Annotated in this window: 15 protein-coding genes; 3 read left to right on the top strand and 12 right to left on the bottom strand. The window is 47.3% G+C overall.

The features are described from left to right. Positions 1 to 23: 23 nt before the first annotated feature. From HFE01_RS24300 to HFE01_RS24280, 5 genes are read right to left on the bottom strand one after another with little or no spacing between them, the layout of a single operon-like run. Positions 24 to 752 (bottom strand): ABC transporter permease, encoded by a 729-nt coding sequence (locus tag HFE01_RS24300; RefSeq protein ID WP_167438707.1) that lies wholly within the window; start codon positions 750 to 752, stop codon positions 24 to 26. Next, the gene (locus tag HFE01_RS24295) at positions 752 to 1,468 is read right to left on the bottom strand and encodes an ABC transporter permease (RefSeq protein ID WP_167438708.1); all 717 of its coding nucleotides are present in this window, start codon (positions 1,466 to 1,468) and stop codon (positions 752 to 754) included. Before HFE01_RS24295 ends, HFE01_RS24300 begins: the two co-directional genes overlap by 1 nt. After that, complete coding sequence (locus HFE01_RS24290) at positions 1,465 to 2,382, bottom strand: ABC transporter ATP-binding protein (RefSeq protein WP_019685946.1); 918 nt, start codon at positions 2,380 to 2,382, stop codon at positions 1,465 to 1,467. The genes HFE01_RS24295 and HFE01_RS24290 overlap by 4 nt, the downstream gene beginning before the upstream one ends. A 59-nt stretch (positions 2,383 to 2,441) precedes the next feature. Further along, positions 2,442 to 3,872 carry a sensor histidine kinase gene (locus HFE01_RS24285; RefSeq protein WP_167438709.1) on the bottom strand — a complete coding sequence of 477 codons (1,431 nt, stop codon included), beginning with the start codon at positions 3,870 to 3,872 and terminating at the stop codon, positions 2,442 to 2,444. Then, a complete protein-coding gene (locus HFE01_RS24280) occupies positions 3,872 to 4,546 on the bottom strand; it encodes a response regulator transcription factor (RefSeq protein WP_017427209.1) in 675 nt (224 codons plus the stop codon). Before HFE01_RS24280 ends, HFE01_RS24285 begins: the two co-directional genes overlap by 1 nt. Before the next feature lie 150 nt (positions 4,547 to 4,696). Here HFE01_RS24280 and HFE01_RS24275 point away from each other — a divergent pair, with 150 nt between their 5' ends. Then, the gene (locus tag HFE01_RS24275; protein WP_167438710.1) at positions 4,697 to 6,466 is read left to right on the top strand and encodes an alpha-glycosidase; all 1,770 of its coding nucleotides are present in this window, start codon (positions 4,697 to 4,699) and stop codon (positions 6,464 to 6,466) included. Between the two features lie 163 nt (positions 6,467 to 6,629). Here the strand turns inward: HFE01_RS24275 and HFE01_RS24270 are convergent, their stop codons facing one another. The 6 genes from HFE01_RS24270 to HFE01_RS24245 all read right to left on the bottom strand — a co-directional run bounded on the left by HFE01_RS24270 (position 6,630) and on the right by HFE01_RS24245 (position 17,185). After that, positions 6,630 to 6,782 carry a hypothetical protein gene (locus HFE01_RS24270; RefSeq protein WP_016818821.1) on the bottom strand — a complete coding sequence of 51 codons (153 nt, stop codon included), beginning with the start codon at positions 6,780 to 6,782 and terminating at the stop codon, positions 6,630 to 6,632. 226 nt (positions 6,783 to 7,008) lie between these two features. Beyond that, positions 7,009 to 8,160 (bottom strand): response regulator, encoded by a 1,152-nt coding sequence (locus tag HFE01_RS24265; RefSeq protein ID WP_025363840.1) that lies wholly within the window; start codon positions 8,158 to 8,160, stop codon positions 7,009 to 7,011. Between the two features lie 158 nt (positions 8,161 to 8,318). After that, positions 8,319 to 11,459 (bottom strand): hybrid sensor histidine kinase/response regulator, encoded by a 3,141-nt coding sequence (locus HFE01_RS24260; protein WP_107735165.1) that lies wholly within the window; start codon positions 11,457 to 11,459, stop codon positions 8,319 to 8,321. A 160-nt stretch (positions 11,460 to 11,619) separates the two neighbouring features. Next, complete coding sequence (locus HFE01_RS24255; protein WP_181955936.1) at positions 11,620 to 15,021, bottom strand: S-layer homology domain-containing protein; 3,402 nt, start codon at positions 15,019 to 15,021, stop codon at positions 11,620 to 11,622. Positions 15,022 to 15,500: 479 nt separating this feature from the next. Further along, the gene (locus HFE01_RS24250) at positions 15,501 to 16,166 is read right to left on the bottom strand and encodes a methionine ABC transporter permease (RefSeq protein ID WP_107735164.1); all 666 of its coding nucleotides are present in this window, start codon (positions 16,164 to 16,166) and stop codon (positions 15,501 to 15,503) included. Continuing rightward, positions 16,163 to 17,185, bottom strand: a complete 1,023-nt coding sequence (locus HFE01_RS24245) for a methionine ABC transporter ATP-binding protein (protein WP_167438711.1) — start codon at positions 17,183 to 17,185, stop codon at positions 16,163 to 16,165. Before HFE01_RS24245 ends, HFE01_RS24250 begins: the two co-directional genes overlap by 4 nt. 268 nt (positions 17,186 to 17,453) lie before the next feature. On the opposite strand from HFE01_RS24245, the gene pdaA reads away from it, so the two are divergent. Beyond that, positions 17,454 to 18,251 (top strand): delta-lactam-biosynthetic de-N-acetylase, encoded by a 798-nt coding sequence (gene pdaA, locus HFE01_RS24240; protein ID WP_167438712.1) that lies wholly within the window; start codon positions 17,454 to 17,456, stop codon positions 18,249 to 18,251. Positions 18,252 to 18,412: 161 nt separating this feature from the next. Next, entirely contained in the window at positions 18,413 to 19,180 is a 768-nt protein-coding gene (locus HFE01_RS24235; RefSeq protein ID WP_167438713.1) for an HAD-IIB family hydrolase, read from the top strand. Between the two features lie 72 nt (positions 19,181 to 19,252). On the opposite strand, the gene HFE01_RS24230 is transcribed toward HFE01_RS24235, so the two are convergent. Beyond that, complete coding sequence (locus tag HFE01_RS24230; protein ID WP_167438714.1) at positions 19,253 to 20,953, bottom strand: glycoside hydrolase family 13 protein; 1,701 nt, start codon at positions 20,951 to 20,953, stop codon at positions 19,253 to 19,255. Positions 20,954 to 21,022 lie beyond the last annotated feature (69 nt).

The following is a 21,022-nucleotide window of genomic DNA, read 5'->3' as shown; positions in this document are numbered from 1 at the left end:
TTTTTCAGTTTCCACATTTCGTCTTATATCTCTTTATAACGAAATATCATCAGGCCAGCAAACGCAAACACGACAAAGCTACCCAGTACCACCATCAACAGTGTATCCGTTGGCACCATGAACGCCCCGAAATTGTCTCCCCCACTCGGCATCATCGCCAATAGAGGCTGTGTCCATGGATAGTATGGACCATAGGTCTGAGAGTTGGCGACCAGCATATTGGGCACGGTGAAGACGAAATTCAAAGCAAGCGGTGCAGCAAAGCTAGACCACAAAAAGGACACCATCAGCTGCAGGGCAGCCAGCGGCAGACAAGCAACCCAGCCTGCAAGCAGGCTTTGGACGATCACGGCCCAAGGGATTGGTCCGTTCATCCCCTGCACAGCTCCAACACCCAGCAGCGCTCCTCCAAACAGCAGCTGAGTCAGTCCGACCATAGCCATAATGATGGTCAGCTTGGCTGCGTACAGACCCGTGCGGGACAACGGTAGTGACATGAGCTGCTTCCAGCCGCCGCCCCCATGCTCGAAACGGCAGACTAGAGACCCAAACACGGCGGTCAGCATCGGCAGGAACAGCATTGCATGTATTGTAAGCATGGCAGCCAACAGCAACAGCCAGTTTCCTCCCGGATTCGCCAGTAAACCAACTAGGACGGCAATCGCCGGGCTGACGAGCGCAAGCAGCCAGACGGGCGATTTCGCCATTTTCAGGCGTTCGACAGAAAGTAACCGTACGTATCCTCCGAACATTACGCCACATCCTTTCGGCTAAAATGAGCTGCGGTCAGCAGGCTGAGAATTATACCTGTTGCGCATCCGATAGACGCGAATATCCACGCTTGTGGCGCAACCCATGCGAATTGCGGCCAAGCCAGCGGAAACCATTCGGACAGTTGGGAAGCGAATAAGCTGCCAATGCCTAACGTAATGCCCAGTGTTACAGGCAGAGCTTGATTATGGAACGTGACCGTTAGCCACAACAACAATACGAGTATAGGCAGCGTGCCGCCTAAGGGCCAAAATCCGAGCCGCAGTAGCTCCCCAATCGACACGGGCTCTCCCCCAAAGCCAAGAAGCATCCCCAAGGTCCAAGTCCCTACCGTCAAGAGTAGGCAGGACACGCACAGCATTCCAATGGCCAGTGTTAGCTTTGCCATATAAACAATGAATTTGGAAATAGGCAAAGCCAAAAGCTGCTTCCAGGAGTTAGAGGTATGCTCCACATTCGCCAACATGGAAGCGACCATCGTAGCTCCAAGCACCAGCGCAAGGGGGACAAACAACGCGATGTTATCCATCAAGCTTTCCCATAAGCGACCTTTATATCGTGGAATCAGATAGTCATAGCGGAGTCCGAAATTCAGTCCCTGCATGGCCACCAGCCCAAGAGGACCGAGGAATACCAGGAACCAGATTCCCTTTCTGCGTGCTTTGAGCAGATCCGCTGTCAGCGCTCGCAGCATCATAGGGAACCCCCTCCTTTGCCCACCACCTGCATGAACATATCCTCCAGCGATTTGCGGCGTTCCTCCACACGATATACAGCATGTGTGTTTTCCACCAATCTTCTGACCAGCAGCGCAACAGCCGCATCATTCATGTTGTCAAAATTCAGTGCTGACCCATCCTTCACTGAATGATAGCCCTGTTCACGTGCAATCAATTGGGCTGCTTCGGGTTCCGATACTACAATCCGAATCCCCCCTGCGGACTCCTGTCGAAGATTGTGAATCGTATTTTGGAAGACTAGTTGCCCTTCACGAATAATACCGACGGTATTCGCCATATGCTCTACCTCGCTCAGCAGATGACTGGATACCAGTACAGTGATCCCCCGCTGCTTGGGCATCGCCTGTATCAATTCGCGCATTTCTTGAATGCCCTCGGGGTCCAAGCCATTCGTGGGCTCGTCCAGAATTAGCACTTCGGGATTGCCGAGCAGGGCTGCTGCGATACCAAGTCTCTGCTTCATGCCCAGCGAGTAGCCTTTAACCGAGCGTTTGGCGTGCTTGGTCAGGCGAACGACCTCCAATACTTCCGCAATGTTCTCTTTCGGTACATTCAAAATACGACGGATAGCCTCCAGGTTTTCGATGGCGTTCAAATGACCATAATATGAAGGATACTCTACCAACGAACCGACTTTACGCAAAATATCGAGTCTATGTCTGCGAATATCCTTACCGAATATACGGATCGTTCCTCGAGTTGGGCGGATAAGCCCGAGCAGCATGCGGATCGTTGTCGTTTTCCCTGCTCCATTCGGTCCGAGGAATCCGTAGATATCTCCCCGCGCTATTTTCAGGTCCAGCTGATTAACCGCGGCGCGGCCTTTGTATATTTTGCTGAGACTGTTCGTTTCAATAATTGTTTCGTTCAAGTTCCTCACCTCGACACCTATCGTAACGTGCCAAGTTTAAAGCCAAGGGAACTCTGAGTTTAAGTTTTGTTTAAAAAACGGATTTGTGTCCCGGCTGATGAACTAGAAATCTCTCTCTCCAAATTCATTTCGCGCGCCAAGAGCTCTGTAATCGCCAAGCCAATTCCAGCTCCTTTTTCACTGGATTGCTGCTCCATTCCCGGGCCTTTATCTGCAATGACCAATGCCTCTCTCCCGTTATCCCTCTGTACTTGAATACCGATATATCGACCGGAGGCGGCATGCCGAACTACATTTTGAAAAAGATTGTCCAGCAGACGGCGGAAGCCTTGCTCATCGACATTCCATACCAAACTATGCTCAGGCAGGTCGATATCCACTTCAAAGCCTTCCTTTTCCCACACTGGGTACCAGCTGGCTGCACACTCGCGCACCAGCCGCAAGATATCACGCGGCTCGTTATTCATGGTGTATTTGCCACTGGATAGCAGATTATAGGTTAGCAAGTTGTCGATCAGACTCCCAAGGTCCTTTAACTTATTTTCCATCAGTGTAATCGACTGCTTCCCTTTGCTGCTGAGATTTTCCGCATCCAGGGTATACAGATGGCTGCGCACAACCGTAAGCGGTGTTCGAATATCGTGTGACAGATCGGCGACTAGTCTCTTCCGCAGTTCCTCCTCCTGACGCTCACGTCCTCGACTCTCTGCCAACTGCTCAACCATCCGATTAAACGACTCTTCCAGTTTGCCGATTTCATCCGGGCGTCCGGTAGCAACGAGAATGGGTAATCCATCCTCGCCTCGCTGCGACATGGCGGCCTGAAGCTGCAACAGCCTCCGCCGAATGCCTCCAAAAAACAGAAGCGATACGAATATAAAAGCTCCCAAAACCAATAGAATAAAAAGGAGATAATACATCAACATGCCATTGTCACTAGTCGGATGTTCAAAGAACGAACGAGGCACTTTTAATACCATATAGCCCTGATTCACATCATCCTTGCCCCCGCCAATAAAGGCCACGACCGTAAACGGCCCCTCAGAGCTGGCTTGCTTCATAAAAGCTATAGCTTGCGCCGCACTCCATTGTTTTGGAATGGTAGGTTGTGTCGGTAGCTCCAGTCTGGTTAACCCTGCGGTATCGACCCAAAATATTTGTGAATCTGGGAACATATCCTGCTGTATTTTGCGCAGATGGGCTGAAATTTGCTCTGGACTAGCTCCCTTCAAGGCGATAGCTTCTCGATGCCAGCTATGTTCAGTTTGGGTCGTAGAGGGATAGTAAGGATTCTTAGGCTTGATATCCGTCTGCAAATTCAACAGTATGCTATATATCAAGGTTGTAACAGGCAATACAATGGGCAACAACATCATAGCCAACACAATAATGACCAAATAGCGGAACAACAGTGAATTACGAAACCGCCCGCTCTGGGCTGGACGGGAACTGCGACGCCACCATGCCCACCTCTTACGCATACCGTTCATTAAGCTTTCACCCGATAACCTACACCACGGATCGTCTCAATGATGCGGGGTGCCGCAGGATCAATCTCCAGCTTTTCCCGTAAGTGCCGAATGTGGACCATTAAAGTTTTGTCTCCGTCGATATACGGATCTCCCCAGACTGCCTCATACATTTGTTCCTTCGTCATAATCTGGCCCAAATGCCGCAGCAAATAAGCAAATATATGATACTGCTTTCCTGTCAGCGTAATTTCCTCCCCGGTATCACGATTCACAATACGATTATCTGGAGGAAACACAGACAGATGCCCCAGTTGTAAAGATTCTTCGGATACGCTTCCTGATCGCCGCAGCAAAATCTCCATACGTGCTATGAGTTCGTCGGGGTGAAAGGGCTTTGTCACATAATCGTCAGCAAAATCCAGTCCTTGTAACTTATCATCAATGGACGTACGGGCAGACAACATGAGGATGGGAAGCTCCGGGTACTCTTTCTTGAGCCGCTTCCCAATGGTGAACCCATCCAGGCCGGGTAACATCACATCCAAAATCACGAGTCGGCACGCGCGAGCTGCTTCCACAGCTCCATCCCCACTGCGAAGCCAGGTTACAGCGTAATTCCGCTCTTCCAAATACTGATGCGTCCAAGCACCAATATCTTGATCATCTTCGATGTATAGCACATTTGTTTTCATCATAGACACCTACTTATCGTTTTTCTTTTATGTAATGGGCATTATAGCATTTATGGTACATAACCCACTTAAAAAGGTTAATAACTACCTTATACGACATACGCTTCACAATTTCAAATTTGAATGCAGGTGAACAAGGAGGCCTATCTGATGCTGCTGGAAGCGATATACCACCACCCGAAACGTAATTGGGCTTTTGGTTATGATGATGAAACGATAATTTTACGGCTCCGTACAAAGAAAAATGACCTAACTGCTGTTCACGTTCTTACCGTAGATAAGTACGACTGGGATCGTACTCGGCAGCTTATTCCGATGTCCAAATTTGCCACCGATGGCAGGTTCGATTACTACGAATGTACTGTAAAGCCTACTCACCGTCGGCTGAAATATGGATTTTTGCTGGAAGATGGCGAGGAACGAATTTGGATGAACGAGAACGATTTCACCACCGAGGAACCCCAAAATGCAGACAGTCTGTTTCAATACCCGTTTCTAAATCCGATTGATATATTGAAGCCACCTGCATGGGTGAAGGATGCTGTTTTTTATCAGATTTTCCCGGAACGCTTTGCCAACGGCGACCCCTCCATTAGCCCGGAAGGTGCTGAGGACTGGGGTGGCACACCGCAAAGAGACAATTTTTTCGGTGGCGATCTACAAGGGATTCTCGATCATCTGGATCATCTGAGCGAGCTAGGGATCAACGCCATATATATGACCCCTGTCTTCAAGGCGACGACCAATCATAAATACGATACCGAGGATTATATGGAGGTGGACCCGCACTTCGGGGATAAAAAGACATTAAAAAGGCTGGTGGAGGCGTGCCACGACCGGGGAATCAGGGTCCTGCTCGATGCGGTGTTCAACCACTCGGGGCGTACTTTTAAGCCATTCGTTGACGTACTGGAGAAAGGTGAAGTCTCTCCTTATAAGGACTGGTTCCATGTCCATAGCTTTCCACTGGAAGTGAACGATGGCACACCGACCTACGATACATTCGGGCTGGAACCGATGATGCCCAAGCTGAACACAGAGCATCCTGAGGTAAAAGAGTACCTACTGAATGTGGCAAAACATTGGATTGAAGAGATCGGTATCGACGGCTGGAGGCTGGACGTGGCAGACGAGGTGGATCACGCCTTTTGGCGTGAATTCCGTACGACGGTCAAGCAGGCTAATCCAGATGCATATATTTTGGGTGAAATGTGGAATGAATCGTCTGAATGGCTTCAGGGGGACCAATTCGACGCGACGATGAATTATCCGTTCACCTATGCGGTGAATGATTTTTTCGTCAAAAAAGTGACCGATGCCCAGAGCTTTGCCTTTGCCATTGGACGACAGCTTGCCCGCTATCCACAACAGGCATCCGAGGTTGCCTTCAATCTGCTGGATAGTCATGATACACCGCGCCTGTTGACACTGTGCGGGGGCGACAAGCGACTGATGCGGCTGGCTGCTTTGTTCCAGTTCACGTACATGGGTGCGCCCTGCATTTTTTACGGCGATGAGGTCGGTCTGGATGGAGATGCTGATCCAGGCTGCCGCCAGTGCATGGAGTGGGACACCGATAAGCAGGACCACGAGCTGTTCGACTTTTATCGTGAGCTGATCGCTCTTCGCAAGGCACACCCTGTCCTTCGTGATCAAGGAAGCATCACTTTCCTGGAGGCACAGCCGGAAGGTGCTTCACTCGCCTATGAGCGCCGCAGCGACGAAGAAGTGCTGCTTGTGCTATTCAACCGTTCCGATGAGCATCACACTTTTGAACTGTCTATTCCAGAGCAGGAATGGGAGGTAGCCTTTGGCGAAAGCCAGTGGTCCGTAGGACCGGAGGGGCTGCATGTCGAGCTTCCACCCTACGGATACGCTGTGCTGAAGGCAGCACCTGCCCGGTCAGTAAAACCTGCTTAAGATGGTGGTGTGAAGACGAGAAGAAAGGCATAAGTTATGTAGGCGCGGATGCTGATGAAAGCACCTGCCGACTATGGCAAAAAACGAAATCGCCGGGAACAAGTTAGATAATTTGTTCCCGGCGATCTTTTTACGTCGAGGATGTAGCTTTTGCACAAGCTGATTATTTATTTTTGACATCTGTTCTTACTACCCCAACATCCGAAGCATTGATCGAAATGGGGTTACCGCCTTGTCCTGTATGAGCTGATGAAGATTGTCTAACATCCACCCTAATTCTTTTGCCCTTAAAGCCCGTTCGTCTCCTTTTTCCCAATGCCATGGCCTCCTTAAGTCTTCGTGGCTTTATAAACCTCTCAATATGACCTAACTGTGAAGATATATGCTATATGCATATGCCGCTGAAGAAAACAGGTCTCGGCGAATATTCGATCATAGCGAAAAGAGGCGATTAAAATGATTTTATCCACACAAAAAAACCGCTTCAAATGAATTACCTTTTGAAGCGGTTTTTGAGCGGCTACCTGAGCCAGTACAGCAGTCTAGGCAGGTAGCGTCTGTGTTTTCAATTGCACGTACAACTGGTGTGTCACCTGCTGCGGCTCAATACCCAACTCATCTTCCAGTAAGCTGACGAAACTTTCATAATGCTTTTGAGCAGCTATATACTCTCCCAGCTGGGCATAAGCAGTCAGCAGCAAACCGCAGATATCATCTGAATAAGGTTCACGCTGCTGTAGGTTGAGCAAGCGTTGGACGGACTGCCGGGCACGACCTGAACGGAGCTCTTCTCTAGCCAGTTCTGAAGCACATGCCAGATACATATTGCGCAGCTTTTCTCTTTTTGCATACGCCCATGGGTAATCGTGTTCCTCCAGATAATTGCCACGGTACAGAGCCAACAGGCTCTCGATACGCGGCGTACCGCCGTTGCCAGATGCCGCCCATTCAGAAATTCCCCGCTCGAATAGCTCCACATCTGTAACCCAGCCATTACGGTTCAAACGATAGCGATCCAGATTGTACTCCAGCTTCGTATCTTGCATCCGTTCTTTCAGCGCCTTGCGAATTTGGTAAATGGACGTATGTAGATGAACAACAGCCTTGTCCAAATGATATTCGGGCCACAGCGCATCCAGCAATTGCTCCTTGCTAACCCATTCCCCTTCATGGTGTAGTAAAAAGGAGAACAGCTCCTGCGACTTTAATGTACGCCATTTGAATGGCTTTGCTCCCACGGCTCCTTGTCCATCCTCCAAAATTTCAAGCCTTTGAAAACAACGCACTTTGGGTAATTGCTCTGCTGCGACGACCGAGCTGGAAGGACGGGAATCTGCCAGCGTGGCTACAATCCGATCCAACGTTTTATTAAGCCGCCGGGCATGAACAGGTTTTAACAAGTAATCCAGTGCTTGCAGTTCGAATGCTTCAATAGCATATTCCGAGTACGCAGTCACAAAGACGATATGAATATGCGAGTCCAGCTGTTGAATCCACTCGGCGGCCTCCAGTCCGTTCATCTCCGGCATTCCGATATCTATAAAAACAATATCCACACGTTCTGCCGCCAGATGATCCAGCCCGGCTTGTGCAGACGTATATTTGCCCATGACCGTTAATCGTCCGTCCGCCTCCAGCAACCGTTCCAAGTAGGTTAGTGCCGACCTCTCATCATCAATCAATATCGCCTTCATCTGTGTCCGCGCTCCCTTCCTGCTGCAACCATCCATTACAATGCTCCATGACCAAGCTGTCTGCTTTACCATCCGATTTTTAATTTCTTATATTTTATATATCGTATAAACTCGGGCGCGACATTAGCTTTTTTCGGCAGATGCACTGTATTTTTTATTCATTCACTAGGGCGAGATAAGGTCATTTCCGGCACACGGAAGCTTACTGTCGTCCCTTGCATAGGATTGCTTTCAATCTGCAATCCTTCTCCATACATATGGATCAGACGGCGATGGATATTACGCAGCCCCACACTGGAGGATACATGCTCCTCCGACAGTAAGTGTCGCAGTCGCTCTGGCGGAATCCCTACGCCGTCATCGGTCACGCTGACCACAAAATCGGCTCCATCCTCTCGTACAATCACCCGCACCATTCCACCTGTGGCCCGCTGCATTACACCATGTCGTATTGCATTTTCCACGATAGGCTGAATGCTTAATGGCGGGATCAGCGACCGGATGTTCCTCCCTACCTCTATAGTCATCTGCAGACGTTCTTCAAATCGGGCTTTTTCCAATGCCACGTACGATTCTACCAATTCCAGTTCCTTGCATAGCGGAACTGTATTCTCCCTGTTCTGAAAATCAAAGCTTCCCCGCAAATACTGGCTCAGCTCCATAAGCAGCTCCGCTGCTTTGTCCGGGTCTACCGCTACGGTCGAAACAATGACATTTAATGCATTGTACAGAAAGTGCGGCTTGATTTGTGCCTGTAAAAAGGCCATTTCCGAACGCACCGCTTCCTCTGCCGAATGGCGCATGTTCAGCAGGGTGCGCACACGCGCCTTTAATTCCTCAGCATCAACAGGCTTACGTAGAAAGTCATTGGCTCCAGCCATGAAGCCTGCACGGATATCGCCGGGCAGGTCGCGTGCCGTCAGCAGCAACACGGGTAGTTCGGAGAGAGAATACCGTTCGCGAATCCGTCGGCACAGCTCAATACCGGACATTTCTGGCATCATCCAGTCCGTAATGACCAGGTCAAATCGGGTACGGCTATTCAGCAGCTGAAGCGCCTCCTCAGCATGTTCCACAGCCACCACACTACAACCTGTGGTGTATAACAGCTCCTCCAACACCCGAAGGTTAACCTCATCATCATCTACAGCCAGCACTCTGTAAGGAACATACCTCATTTGCTCCAATCCATCTTCTTCGAGCGGATTCACATCCTGACTCGAGGTCACACCAGGCTGCAATATAACCTCAGACAAAACATTTTTTTGAGCTTCATGTGCCGACGTACCAGTCTCCGCTAAGGGCAGTGTAAAATAAAAGGTCGAACCTTTACCCAATCTGGACTCTACTCGGATATGGCCTCCATGCAGCTCCACCAGACGACGGGTTATGCCTAACCCAAGCCCAGTTCCACTATATCCTTCGTCCTCAGCATTCGCCCCTCGGTTAAAAGGTTCAAATATGTGCAAAAGATGGTCTGGGGCAATACCTGGTCCGGTATCCTTCACACTAATTTCCATTTCGCGGTTCCTGGTCTTGGCAGAGATTACGATTTCGCCTTCCTCCGTAAACTTCATCGCATTCCCCAATAAATTGTATAAGATCTGATTCAGGCGATGTTCATCTGCATCCACCTTAGGCAACGAATTAGGCCATTCTTTGACGAATTGGAGCTTTTTCTTACCTACCGAATGACCCAATACCTCCAGCACAGAGTTCACTGCAGCTTGTACGTTTACAGGCCGGCGGTTTAAGGCTAATCTTCCATTTTTCAAATTAGAAAAATCCAAAATATCGTTAATCAAATAGGAAAGCCTGCGCCCTACATTCGCAATCAAGGCCAAATTGTGCTTTTGCGGCTCATTAAATTGTGTCCCATAGCGGTCTAGCATGGATTGAGCGATATTAATAATTCCATGTAGAGGAGTACGCAGCTCATGTGACGTGTTCGCCAGAAATTCGTCCTTTAACCCATCCAGGGTTAGCAAACGTCGTGATAGGTTCTCAACCTCCATGAACGAATGTACAAAACGTTTGGCCAGCAACAGCGTTTGAGCCAATACGAATATGAGCATTTCATAGGCTGTTACCCCACGTACATCTCCCCATCCCAGAACATACACAAAACTGGTCACCACAATCATAAGAATGCTCATAATACTAATGACTAGCAGTGCAGCGTCGTCCGTCCGTTGAACAAGTCCACGAATCAGGATCAGTAATACATATCCCACACTGACTACACCAAAAAGAAGGATAAACGTTTCAAAGGATGAGAGTACCAGTGTAGGCAACAATAGCCCCATACCCAGCATCAGTGCAGTTGTAATACTATAGAGACGCAGCACGATCCGATTCATAACAATCTGTGTCGTAAGATGAACATACCGAATCAGAAAATAGTAGAACAGCGTCGAAGAGAACGATTGAATTTTCAATATCCATTCATAAGGCAAATCCGGCATTCCCCAGACTAGCAGCTTCTCTCCATGTGTCAGAATGTAAAATAATGCCGCGATACAAAAGCATGCTAAATAAAGCAGGGCCTTCTCTTTTTTACGCAAAAGGTACAGCATGATAAAAAATACAGTAGGGATAAAAAATCCTGCGACCAGTACGGTGTCCTCTGCCATCGCTACTTCCCGGCTATGCGTAATACTGGCATAATCACCAAACAGCAGCGGATAAATGATTCCCCCGGAGGAATAGCTATAATTAGCCACATGCACGATAATATCAGTCGCATGTCCATCTATTGCAGCAAATCCAACAAAGGGGGCGTTGCCCTGTTTGCCTTTTTCGGCCGAAACAGAGGGAATACCGCTTGCCCCCACCTCTGCTCCATCAATCCATACTCGGCTAGAGTTGCGAATGTTTTGCATATGGATGCCGTACAGATTTTCCAATTTTTCAGGTAAAAGTACACGAACATGGTAGGTACCATATCCAGTCGCCTGTCCCCCAGGCATCCACTGGTTCCATCTACCAGGCACATCCACAATTTTGGCGGAAGATCCGGTGCCTGATCCCAATTTGGAGGAGTTTCGACGATTTCCCCAATCCTGATCTCGCGTTTCCTGAAAAGATGAAGGCTGCAAAAGCTGATTAGGATAAAACTCCCACTCTCCTCCCAACTGTACAGCGCCTTCCTTGTCGGGGTCCCAATTACGCAAATCAATAACACCGTTGTGAGCTTTCCAATGACTGTTTCCGGATAATACACCCGACACTAACGGATACACCGGCAACGCAACCGCAAGCAGAAGTATAATAAAAAATAAAATACCCTGTTTTTTCATAAATCCCCCGCTCTTTTCAATAACGTCTATCTTTTTGTATCGGTTATTCTATCCAGCTACATTAGAAGCGTTGTCCATACAAAAAGGGACGCCCGCCGCAGATAAAATCTGTGCGGAATCGTCCCCTTCTATACACCCTTGTACTTCCTAACTTTTCCTATTAAGGAATCAAACCGTCATCATTGCCACCGCCAGGAATCGACCCTGAACCGTCGCCGCTGCCTGTTCCGCTGCTATCGCTTGGCGGTGTTGCTCCACCATTGCTGTCGCTGCTTCCTGTTCCGCTGCTATCGCTTGGCGGTGTTGCTCCACCATTGCTGTCGCTGCTTCCTGTTCCGCTGCTATCGCTCGACGGCGTTGCTCCACCGCTGCTGTCGTCGCTTCCTGTTCCGCTGTTATCGCTCGGCGGCGTTGCTCCACCGCTGCTGTCGCCGCTTCCTGTTCCGCTGCTATCGCTTGGCGGCGTTGCTCCACCACTACTTTGTTGCTGGCTGTCTATAAAATCTTTATACTCCTGAATCGCATCTTCCAGATTCATATAATTTTTCTTAACTTCCGGCATAGGATAATACGGGTCCAGACGATTGAATGCATCCACTACTCTGTGAAAGTAGACCGTCGTAGGATCTGTACCATTTACTGTAATTAGATTGTTCGCAATGTTCTTGAGCTCTTGGATGTCAAGATCAGTTACGATCCATTTGGATTGGTAGTTCGAAATCGCCGTAATCAAATCTGTGTTAGCCTGATCTACCTGCAGCTGTGTAATATACGGAGTATTAAGCACAAGGTTTGCCTGATTAATTTGTCCTTGAAGTTCTACGTTATCTTGTTCGGTATAATGACGACCGAACGTCTGAACCTCATTATTAGCTATACTTATGTTGAAATTTAACAACATGGTATCCACTGCTATTGGTGCAGCATACTGGCTCTGTACCCGTTGCAGCTCCTCGTATACGGGAACAACGTCTTGCAATTCAAAGCTGGACATCCCCAAGAAGATGGAGGCATGCTCTGAAGCAAAAGACAGGGCTTGTTGGGCTTCAGCGCTTAACGCTCCTGAGTTTTGCAACAAAACTTCATTGATCGATGTCTGCATTTCAATGATTTCGTGTCTCAATTGTAGCCTTTTCTCGTTATATTTTTCAATATAGGTCTCTTTAGCCTGACTTAATTGGTTATAAGAGATCACCAATTGCTCCTCGGGAGTAAGCGGAAACATGAGTGCAAAGTGGGCTTGCATTGTTTGTTGATCTAAAAGCTGCATTTCCGTATTCAAGTAATTACGAGCCACAGGGTTAGACAGCAGCTTGAGTTGAACATCTTGAACCAACTGCTGTAGTTTTTCACGAGCTGTAGCAGGCTCTGGGGCGTTGAACTCCGCAAGCCTTTGACTCAGTTCCGTGTTCAAATTCAATACATCCTGCTGCGTCATAGCGGTGTGCATCTTCTCTGTATATTCCTGAATGAGGTTGTCTAGTTCAGTATTTTGAGAACCACTCTGATCGTAGATAACCTGCGCTTCTTGTAAAGTATTTTTAAGCACTGAGAAGTCCGCTGCTTGCAGTGCCAGGAATGATTCTGTGGCACCTTCTATTTTTTGTGTCCATTCCTCCAACTGCTCAGTTGTAGATAATGGATTCAGATATACTTTTGATCCTTCCCTCACTATGGACTTGTAACGCGCTTTGTCCGTTTTCAAATTCTCCACACGATCCGTTACATCGAGAAAATGCAGATAGGCATCTCTGAGTTTTACTGATGCTTTGTATACCTTGATTACTCGACCCAAGCTTTCTACTTCCCGATCCACAATATTCTGAGGCGCATTCCCTTCCAACACATTGTTGCCAAATCGAATCGCTTGACTTAGTGAGTCATCCCAGAGAGGCGGAAATTCGTCACCAATCATTCGGTTTTGTTCAAGGGTAGTCGAAGCTAACTGAATCAGTCTAGTTAATTCCTGTGTTCCAATCACCGGTTCTGTGGCTGAGGCTGTGTACACAGAAACGTCCTGTTTCAATGTGCTGAGCGCTTGGTCTACTTCTACTTGTGTAGCTGCTGTATTGTTTAGTACCAGCATAGCTTGATGGATGGCTATGGACAGGTTTTCCTTCGCTCCGGCTGGGTAAAGTGCTTGATCCGTTCCACCCTCGCCTGCACGCTCCAGCAGTTCTTTGGCTGCATGGACTTCTGTCTCCAGCCGACTGCGGTCTACGCTGATAATGTCACTGTTGTGTTTTTTCTTATCTTTGCTGTCTGTATCCGTGACAACCGCTCCAGTAGCGGACGATTTCGTCGTACCATTCACGAGACTAACAGCTTCTTTCATCGCATTATAGTTGATAATAACATCCTGTGGCTGTTTTTGTTCCGGCAGGTTAAGCTGGCTGATTGCTGCTCCCTTAGCCAACGTAATAAAAGGAACGCCCACATATTGAGATGCATCCAGCAAACCAATACTACCGTTAACCAACAGCTTGCCAAGTCCCTGTTGCAATGAAACACGACTAATCGCGGCATTACCTTCGGTCACGATCGATGCATCATTTTTCAGCGTCAAGTTGTCAATCTTTGTCGTCCCGGTTGCTGTCAATTGTGCATCTTGAGAGCCAAGCTCAACACCAGACCATGTCGTATTTTCCAAAATGGCTGATACCGGCTGGGTACCTGAGCCTTTGATTTCTAATACGCCTGTGGAGGACATGTTTTTCAAGGTTACCGAACCATTGACGATTAGGCGTCCATCAAAAGACACACCCTTACCGTCAAATACGCCACCGTCTGCGTTAATTTCCAGCTTATTTACACCTGTGAGTGTACGCAAATTACGGTTAAGATCGATTTTTGCCCCTTTTAATACCGCTATATTATTTTCACCGAACAAACCTTGCAAAGATCCTTCCAGCTGGTAAGGGATATTTCCGATTCGAACCGTATTGCCCTCTGATTTCACTTCTCCTACTGGATGATCCAACAGGCTAACAAATACTTCCGCACCACTCTCCCGGTTCAACGGATTTTTCAAATCTGTTGCAGAAGCATCCTCTGATAATAGACCATAATTGCGAGCTACCTGAACTGCATTTTGCTGTACGTCCGCATTACCTGCATCCTGCAAGTCCATTGCGCGTACTAGCGATACGATCAGTTCTTCCTTGGTAATGGCATCCCCCGGACGGAACAGTTCTCCGTTGCCTGTCATATACCCGGCTGCACGTACAGCCTCAATATAGGGAGCACCCCATGCATCCGAGGACACGTCCATAAAAGAAGTTTGCGGCTGATTGTTAACTTCCAACTGGAACAGACTGCACAAAATTTTAGCCGCTTCTGCGCGGGTCAAATTCTTTTGTGCCATAAAATCGCCCTGATCACCACCTGTCATCAAACCTAAAGTGCGAGCTTGTGCTACAAATCCAGTTTCACTTTGCGTATCTGCTGTCGCTGCATAAGCAGTCTGGGCGCCGCCCATCCAAGGCAGAGATACAATGGAGCCTGAAGCAATCCCCAGCACCATTGCAGATGCAATCCATTTATTTCGATTTACAAGTTTCAATATTTTCACTCCTAGACGCTATTTATTGGCATATATCCTGTTATATCAAAGGCTTTAGTCATGTTTAGTTCTACGATTTATGCAACCAAGGAACTATGCTAAAAGAATTATACGAAACCCCACTGAACCGATTCTGAACAATTAGACCTATACAACGTGTTTCGTAGATTATTGCTTGACTTGGAGCTAACTACACATGGCCTAATATGCTTGTATTCATTTAATTTATTGCTGCGAATGGTTATTTAGACAGAACTAGCGAGGATGGGTGAGACGGTGGAAAATGACTATGACCGTTCTAATATAAGAAATGACAAGAACGCCCTATCCATTTGATATAGGGCGTTCTTGATCAGAAATGAGGAGGTGAAATCTAAATATTTGCAATTTGCTCATAGTGAGCGAGGATGCTCTTGGATAATGGAATAATGCTAAAACCTAACATGCCAACTACATATGTTGAATATCCGTTTTGTTCATTAACCCCTGCGTGCTTTGCGAGAGAGCAGGTTGCCCAAGGATTGAACCCCTTGTACAAACACGACTAGAATGACGACGGTTATGAGCATAACTAACGTATCAAAACGTTGATAGCCATACGCTATCGCCAGATCGCCAATGCCGCCGCCGCCGACCGCACCTGCCATAGCCGTTGCACCAATCAGTCCAATGGCAGCTGTCGTTAACGACAAAATCAGAGAACTGAATGCCTCAGGCAGTAAGAAGTATCGAATGACCTGAAACGGAGTCGCCCCCATCGCATCTGCTGCCTCCAATATTCCCGGATTGACCTCCAACAGCGAATTTTCGACCAGCCTGCCGATATAGGGTGCTATATAAATAATTAAGGGGACAATTGCCGCACTGGTCCCAATGGATGTATGCACAATCAGACGGGTTAACGGAATGATCGCGATTAGCAATATAATAAACGGTAAGGAACGAACAATGTTAATGATCGGATTTAAAATACTGTACAGCCATTTGTTCTCCAAAATTCCGCCTGAACGGGTGACGACCAGTAAAATACCGATAGGGATACCAATTAGAGCGCCAATAAATAATGATATGCTGACCATGAGCACGGATTCATACAAAGCTTCCCACAGTTGATCCCAAGTTATCGTGGTACCTGTAATCATCATAGACTCTCCACCTCCTGAATATGAACTCCTTTGCTCTTGATAAAATCAACAGCCTGCTGAACGGCATGCTGCTCACCGCGCAATTGAAGTGTCATATAGCCAATCGTCGTTTCTTGAATCTCCGTCATGTTGGCAAACAAAATGTTCACATGGATATCGTGCTTCCTAATCAATTCATGAACCACTGGGTCGGAAGCTGCCTGTCCGATAAATTCCAGCTTGTAGATGCGTTGCGACTCTTGCTGCTCGAACGTTTGCAGCACACTATCCGGCACTTGATCATGAATAACTGTGCGTACAAAGCTTTGCGTCGTTGGATGCTTCGGCTGTCCGAATACCTCCAGCACGTTGCCCTGCTCAATGATTTCTCCCTTTTCCATGACGGCCACCTTATTGCAAATCCGCTGAATCACCGACATTTCATGGGTAATGATCAAGATGGTGATCTTGTATTCCTTGTTGATTTTGCGAAGCAAATCAAGAATAGACTGCGTGGTCTGCGGATCAAGTGCCGAGGTTGCCTCATCACAGAGCAAAATGGACGGGTTGCTCGCAAGCGCCCGCGCAATCCCGACACGCTGCTTTTGCCCGCCGGAAAGCTCGCTGGGATAGCTATTTGCCTTATCCGATAATCCTGTGAATGCCAGCAACTCTGTTACACGCCTCTCAATTTCCCGCTTGTTGCGCTTGAGCAACACCATTGGAATGGCAATGTTTTCGAATACTGTTTTCGATTCCAGCAGATTAAAATGCTGAAAAATCATTCCGATCTTTTTCCTTACTTTTCGCAGCCCGGAGGTCGAATAGGCATTTAAGCTCTCCCCTTCGACAAGAACCTCACCAGTCGTTACTTTCTCCAGACGATTGACCAAACGGATAAGCGTACTTTTCCCTGCACCACTAAATCCGATAAAACCAAAGATATCTCCTTTATCTACTGTGATATTTATATTCTTTAACGCTTGAATGCTTAAGCCTTTTCTTACATAGGTTTTGGATACATTCCTAAGTTCAATCATAGCTCCTAACTCCTTCCGCTCCATCAAGTATGTAAGATCTCTCTGAGTTGATTTCTTTCCTATGGCATGAATACTCGAATTAAATCCGAGTATTTTAGTAAGTTTTATAGAGTATACTACTTCGATTTTATATTGATGTCAATATGTGTTTTAAGTTTGGTGCAAGCATTTCTTTCTTTGCATAAATGAACATGATATTGCAGATGGTATGGAATATGCCGAAGTATACACATCTTACCCGAACCGGGGCGGAAGCGGAGGAACATAGATGAAGCGAATATTGACCTTTTGGCTATGCATTGCAATGATGGGAATGTCCACAGTTATGGGAGAATCGGCATCAGCTACCCAAGCTGTGGACGGACAAGCGTATCATTTTGGGTTTAAAAAAAGCAAGGGAGGCGAGCTGCCCTCCATCGCACAAGAAGGCTTTATGCACCTGATTGAAAGACAAGGCGGCATCTTTTTGGGGGATACGACTAAGAAAGAATTATTTCTTACTTTCGACAACGGTTACGAAAATGGATATACCCCCAAGGTACTGGATGTATTGAAAGCGAAAAAGGTTCCGGCCGCCTTCTTTGTTACTGGGCATTTTGTAAAAGACCAACCAGATTTGATGCGCCGCATGGCGAGTGAAGGTCATATTATTGGAAACCATTCATGGAGCCATCCTGATATGAGCACCATCTCTTCGGCAGAGATTCGATCTGAGCTGGATCGGGTACGAACTGCATCTGCAGAGCTGACCGGGCAAAAGGAAATGAAATATGTCCGGCCACCGCGTGGCATTTTTAATGAAAAAGCATTGGCATCCTGTCGAGAAGCCGGATATACGAGTGTGTTCTGGTCGGTAGCCTACAAGGATTGGGACACGAATATTCAGCGAGGAACGGACTATGCCTATCGCCAAGTCATGCAGCAGCTCCACCCTGGAGCGGTCATTTTACTCCATTCTGTATCCAAGGATAATGCCGAGGCACTTGGCTCGATCATTGACGAGGCTCGTAAGCAAGGATATGAGTTCAAAAGCCTGGATGACCTTAAAGTTAAGCATTATCACTAAAAATAGCTCTAACTTAATGACTTAATACCGTCATCAGCCCGAACCACATCTGCTCTAGCAGACAGTGTGAATCGGGCTTTTTAGTTTACGAATAAGGAAGGTCATGGATATAATGACGTAAGGAACGATTTGGAGAGCACTTTTTTGGAGGTACATCTATTATGCACTTTGTATTTGATTTGGATGGGACGATCTGCTTCAAGGGGCAGTGTGTGTCGGATAAGATTGCAGGCTGTTTGGAACAGTTAACTCAAGCGGGACATGAAGTCATTTTTGCCTCGGCACGACCAATCCGCCACATGCTGCCTGTACTTCCTGAACGCTTTCACAACTATACCCTGATTGGCGGTAACGGCTCAATGATCTCCCAAAATGGCAGTGTAAAATACGTAGAGTCCTTTCTTCCGGAAGTACAGAATGCTCTGCTCCCACTGCTGGAGGAACACCAAGCTACCTACTTGATTGACAGTGAGTGGGATTATGCTTATACAGGCGCAGCTGATCATCCCATACTCAACAATGTGGATGTTAGCAAGTTGGCACAAAAGCTGCCTTTGGCGTCCCTGAAATCTATTGTAAAAATACTCATTTTAACTGCTGACGATATGGAAGGCTTGGCTGCTAAGCTTCTACCGCTGGGTGTGGTCATTCATCAACACCGCAATGAACAGGTACTGGACATTAGCCCCCAGAATATCCATAAATGGAACGCGCTTCAGAAGCTAGGTGTGCAGCCTCGTCGATTTATCGCCTTTGGTAATGATGCAAATGATATTCCAATGTTCAAAGAGGCACACCATGCCGTCATGATTCACCATCATGCTGAACTGGCTGCCTACGCGACTGAATCTATCCCTAATGAGGGGGAAAATCAAGAAGAACGGATTATCGTCAAAATACGCGAATTGGCTGAAACAGTAACTGTGTAGTCCAACGCTAAGGAAGGGGAGGCTCCTCTATGAGCCTCCCCTTCTTTTTAGCATCTTAAGGATGACAAACATTTATTTTAAGGTTAGCTTATACACTCTAGCTTCATAAGGGCGCAGCTTCAAAGCGTGCAAATTTTCTCCTTTTACCGGTTCATAGTTGGAGAGAAGCAACTCCACCTTGGCGATAGGAAACTCCTCACCGTCGGGCCAGTGGAACACTGGATCACGGTCAAAAAAATTCAGAATGACTAGCAAACGCTCTTGTCCCAGCATGCGCGCAAATACATACAGTTCTGTATCAAGTGGCAACAAAAGCTTGTATTCGCCATAGACTATGACCTCATGTTGTTTGCGCAGAGCAATCAACTTGCGATAATAGTGAAAAATCGAGTTCGGATTATTTCTTTCCGCCTCTGCATTAATGTGCGTGTAGTTATCATTAATTTTCATCCACGGCTCTCCATCGGTAAATCCGGCTGCAGGTCCGGCATTCCACTGCATGGGAGTGCGTGCATTATCCCGACTTTTTCGCCAGATCGCGGCCATAATCTGCTCCTCTGGCTCACCGACCTTTCGTTGCTGCTCATAATAATTCAATGTTTCTACGTCCCGGTAATCATCAATCGACGGGAAGGCAATATTCGTCATTCCAATTTCCTCACCCTGATAAATATAAGGCGTACCCTCAAGCATATGTGTGAAGGTTGCCAGCATTTTAGCTGATTCCGCACGGTACTGGCCATCATTCGCAAAACGCGAGAGAGCCCGCGGTTGATCATGATTGTTCAGATAATTGGCATTCCATCCTTCCTGATGAAGCACCGTCTGCCAACTACTCATTATTTTTTTCAGTTCCACCAGCGTCCACGACTTGTACTTCCATTTTTCCGTTCCTAACCCTTGGGCATCAATAAACATGTGTTCAAACTGGAACACCATATTCAGCTCATGCCGCTGATCTCCCACATAATCCAGTGCCTGCTCTGGCCCTAAACCGGACGTTTCACCAACCGTCATTAAGGGATAACGCTCCAGTACCTTTTCGTTCAGCATCCGTAGAAGTACATGTACCTGTTCAAGGTTGGAAAAGAGCTGATAGGCACGCACCAAGGTTTGTTTGTCAGGATTATGCGCATCCGGCAGTCCTTCGGCTTTGACAATATGGGCAATGGCGTCAAAGCGGAAGCCATCGACTCCCTTTTTTAACCACCATTCCACCATACGATAGAGTTCACCCACCATCTCTTCATTTTCCCAGTTCAGATCCGGCTGATGCTCGGAATATAGATGCATGTAATATTCGTCTGTAAGCTTGTCATATTTCCATACAGAACCGGAGAAATACGATTCCCAGTTGTTCGGATATCCGCCATTTTTGCCTGTTCGCCATATGTAGTAGTCCCGCTTCGGATTATCCTTGGACGAGCGTGACTCCGTGAACCACGGGTGCTCATCCGACGTATGGTTTAATACCAAATCCATCATAATTTTGATACCTCGTTCATGCGCCTGATGAAGGAGTTCATCAAAATCCTCCATCGTTCCAAACTCATCCATAATGGCATAATAATCGCTAATATCATATCCGTTATCGTGATTGGGCGACTTATATATCGGGCAAATCCAGATCACATCAATACCCAGCTCAGACAGATAATCCAGCCGAGACAAAATGCCGCGCAGGTCCCCTTTTCCGTCTCCGTCAGAATCCTGAAAACTGATCGGGTATATCTGATAAACAACAGCTTCCTTCCACCATATTTTTTTAGGCATGTTTCCCTCCTGTATCTTCTCTGTACATCCAATAGCTTATGCTCTTAACATACACGCAATACCTGTATG

The organism is Paenibacillus sp. EKM10P, assembly GCF_011800655.1.
Classification (GTDB): domain Bacteria; phylum Bacillota; class Bacilli; order Paenibacillales; family Paenibacillaceae; genus Paenibacillus; species Paenibacillus polymyxa.
Note: the sequence above shows the minus strand (reverse complement) of the source record. Positions and strands in the feature narration are given on the sequence as shown.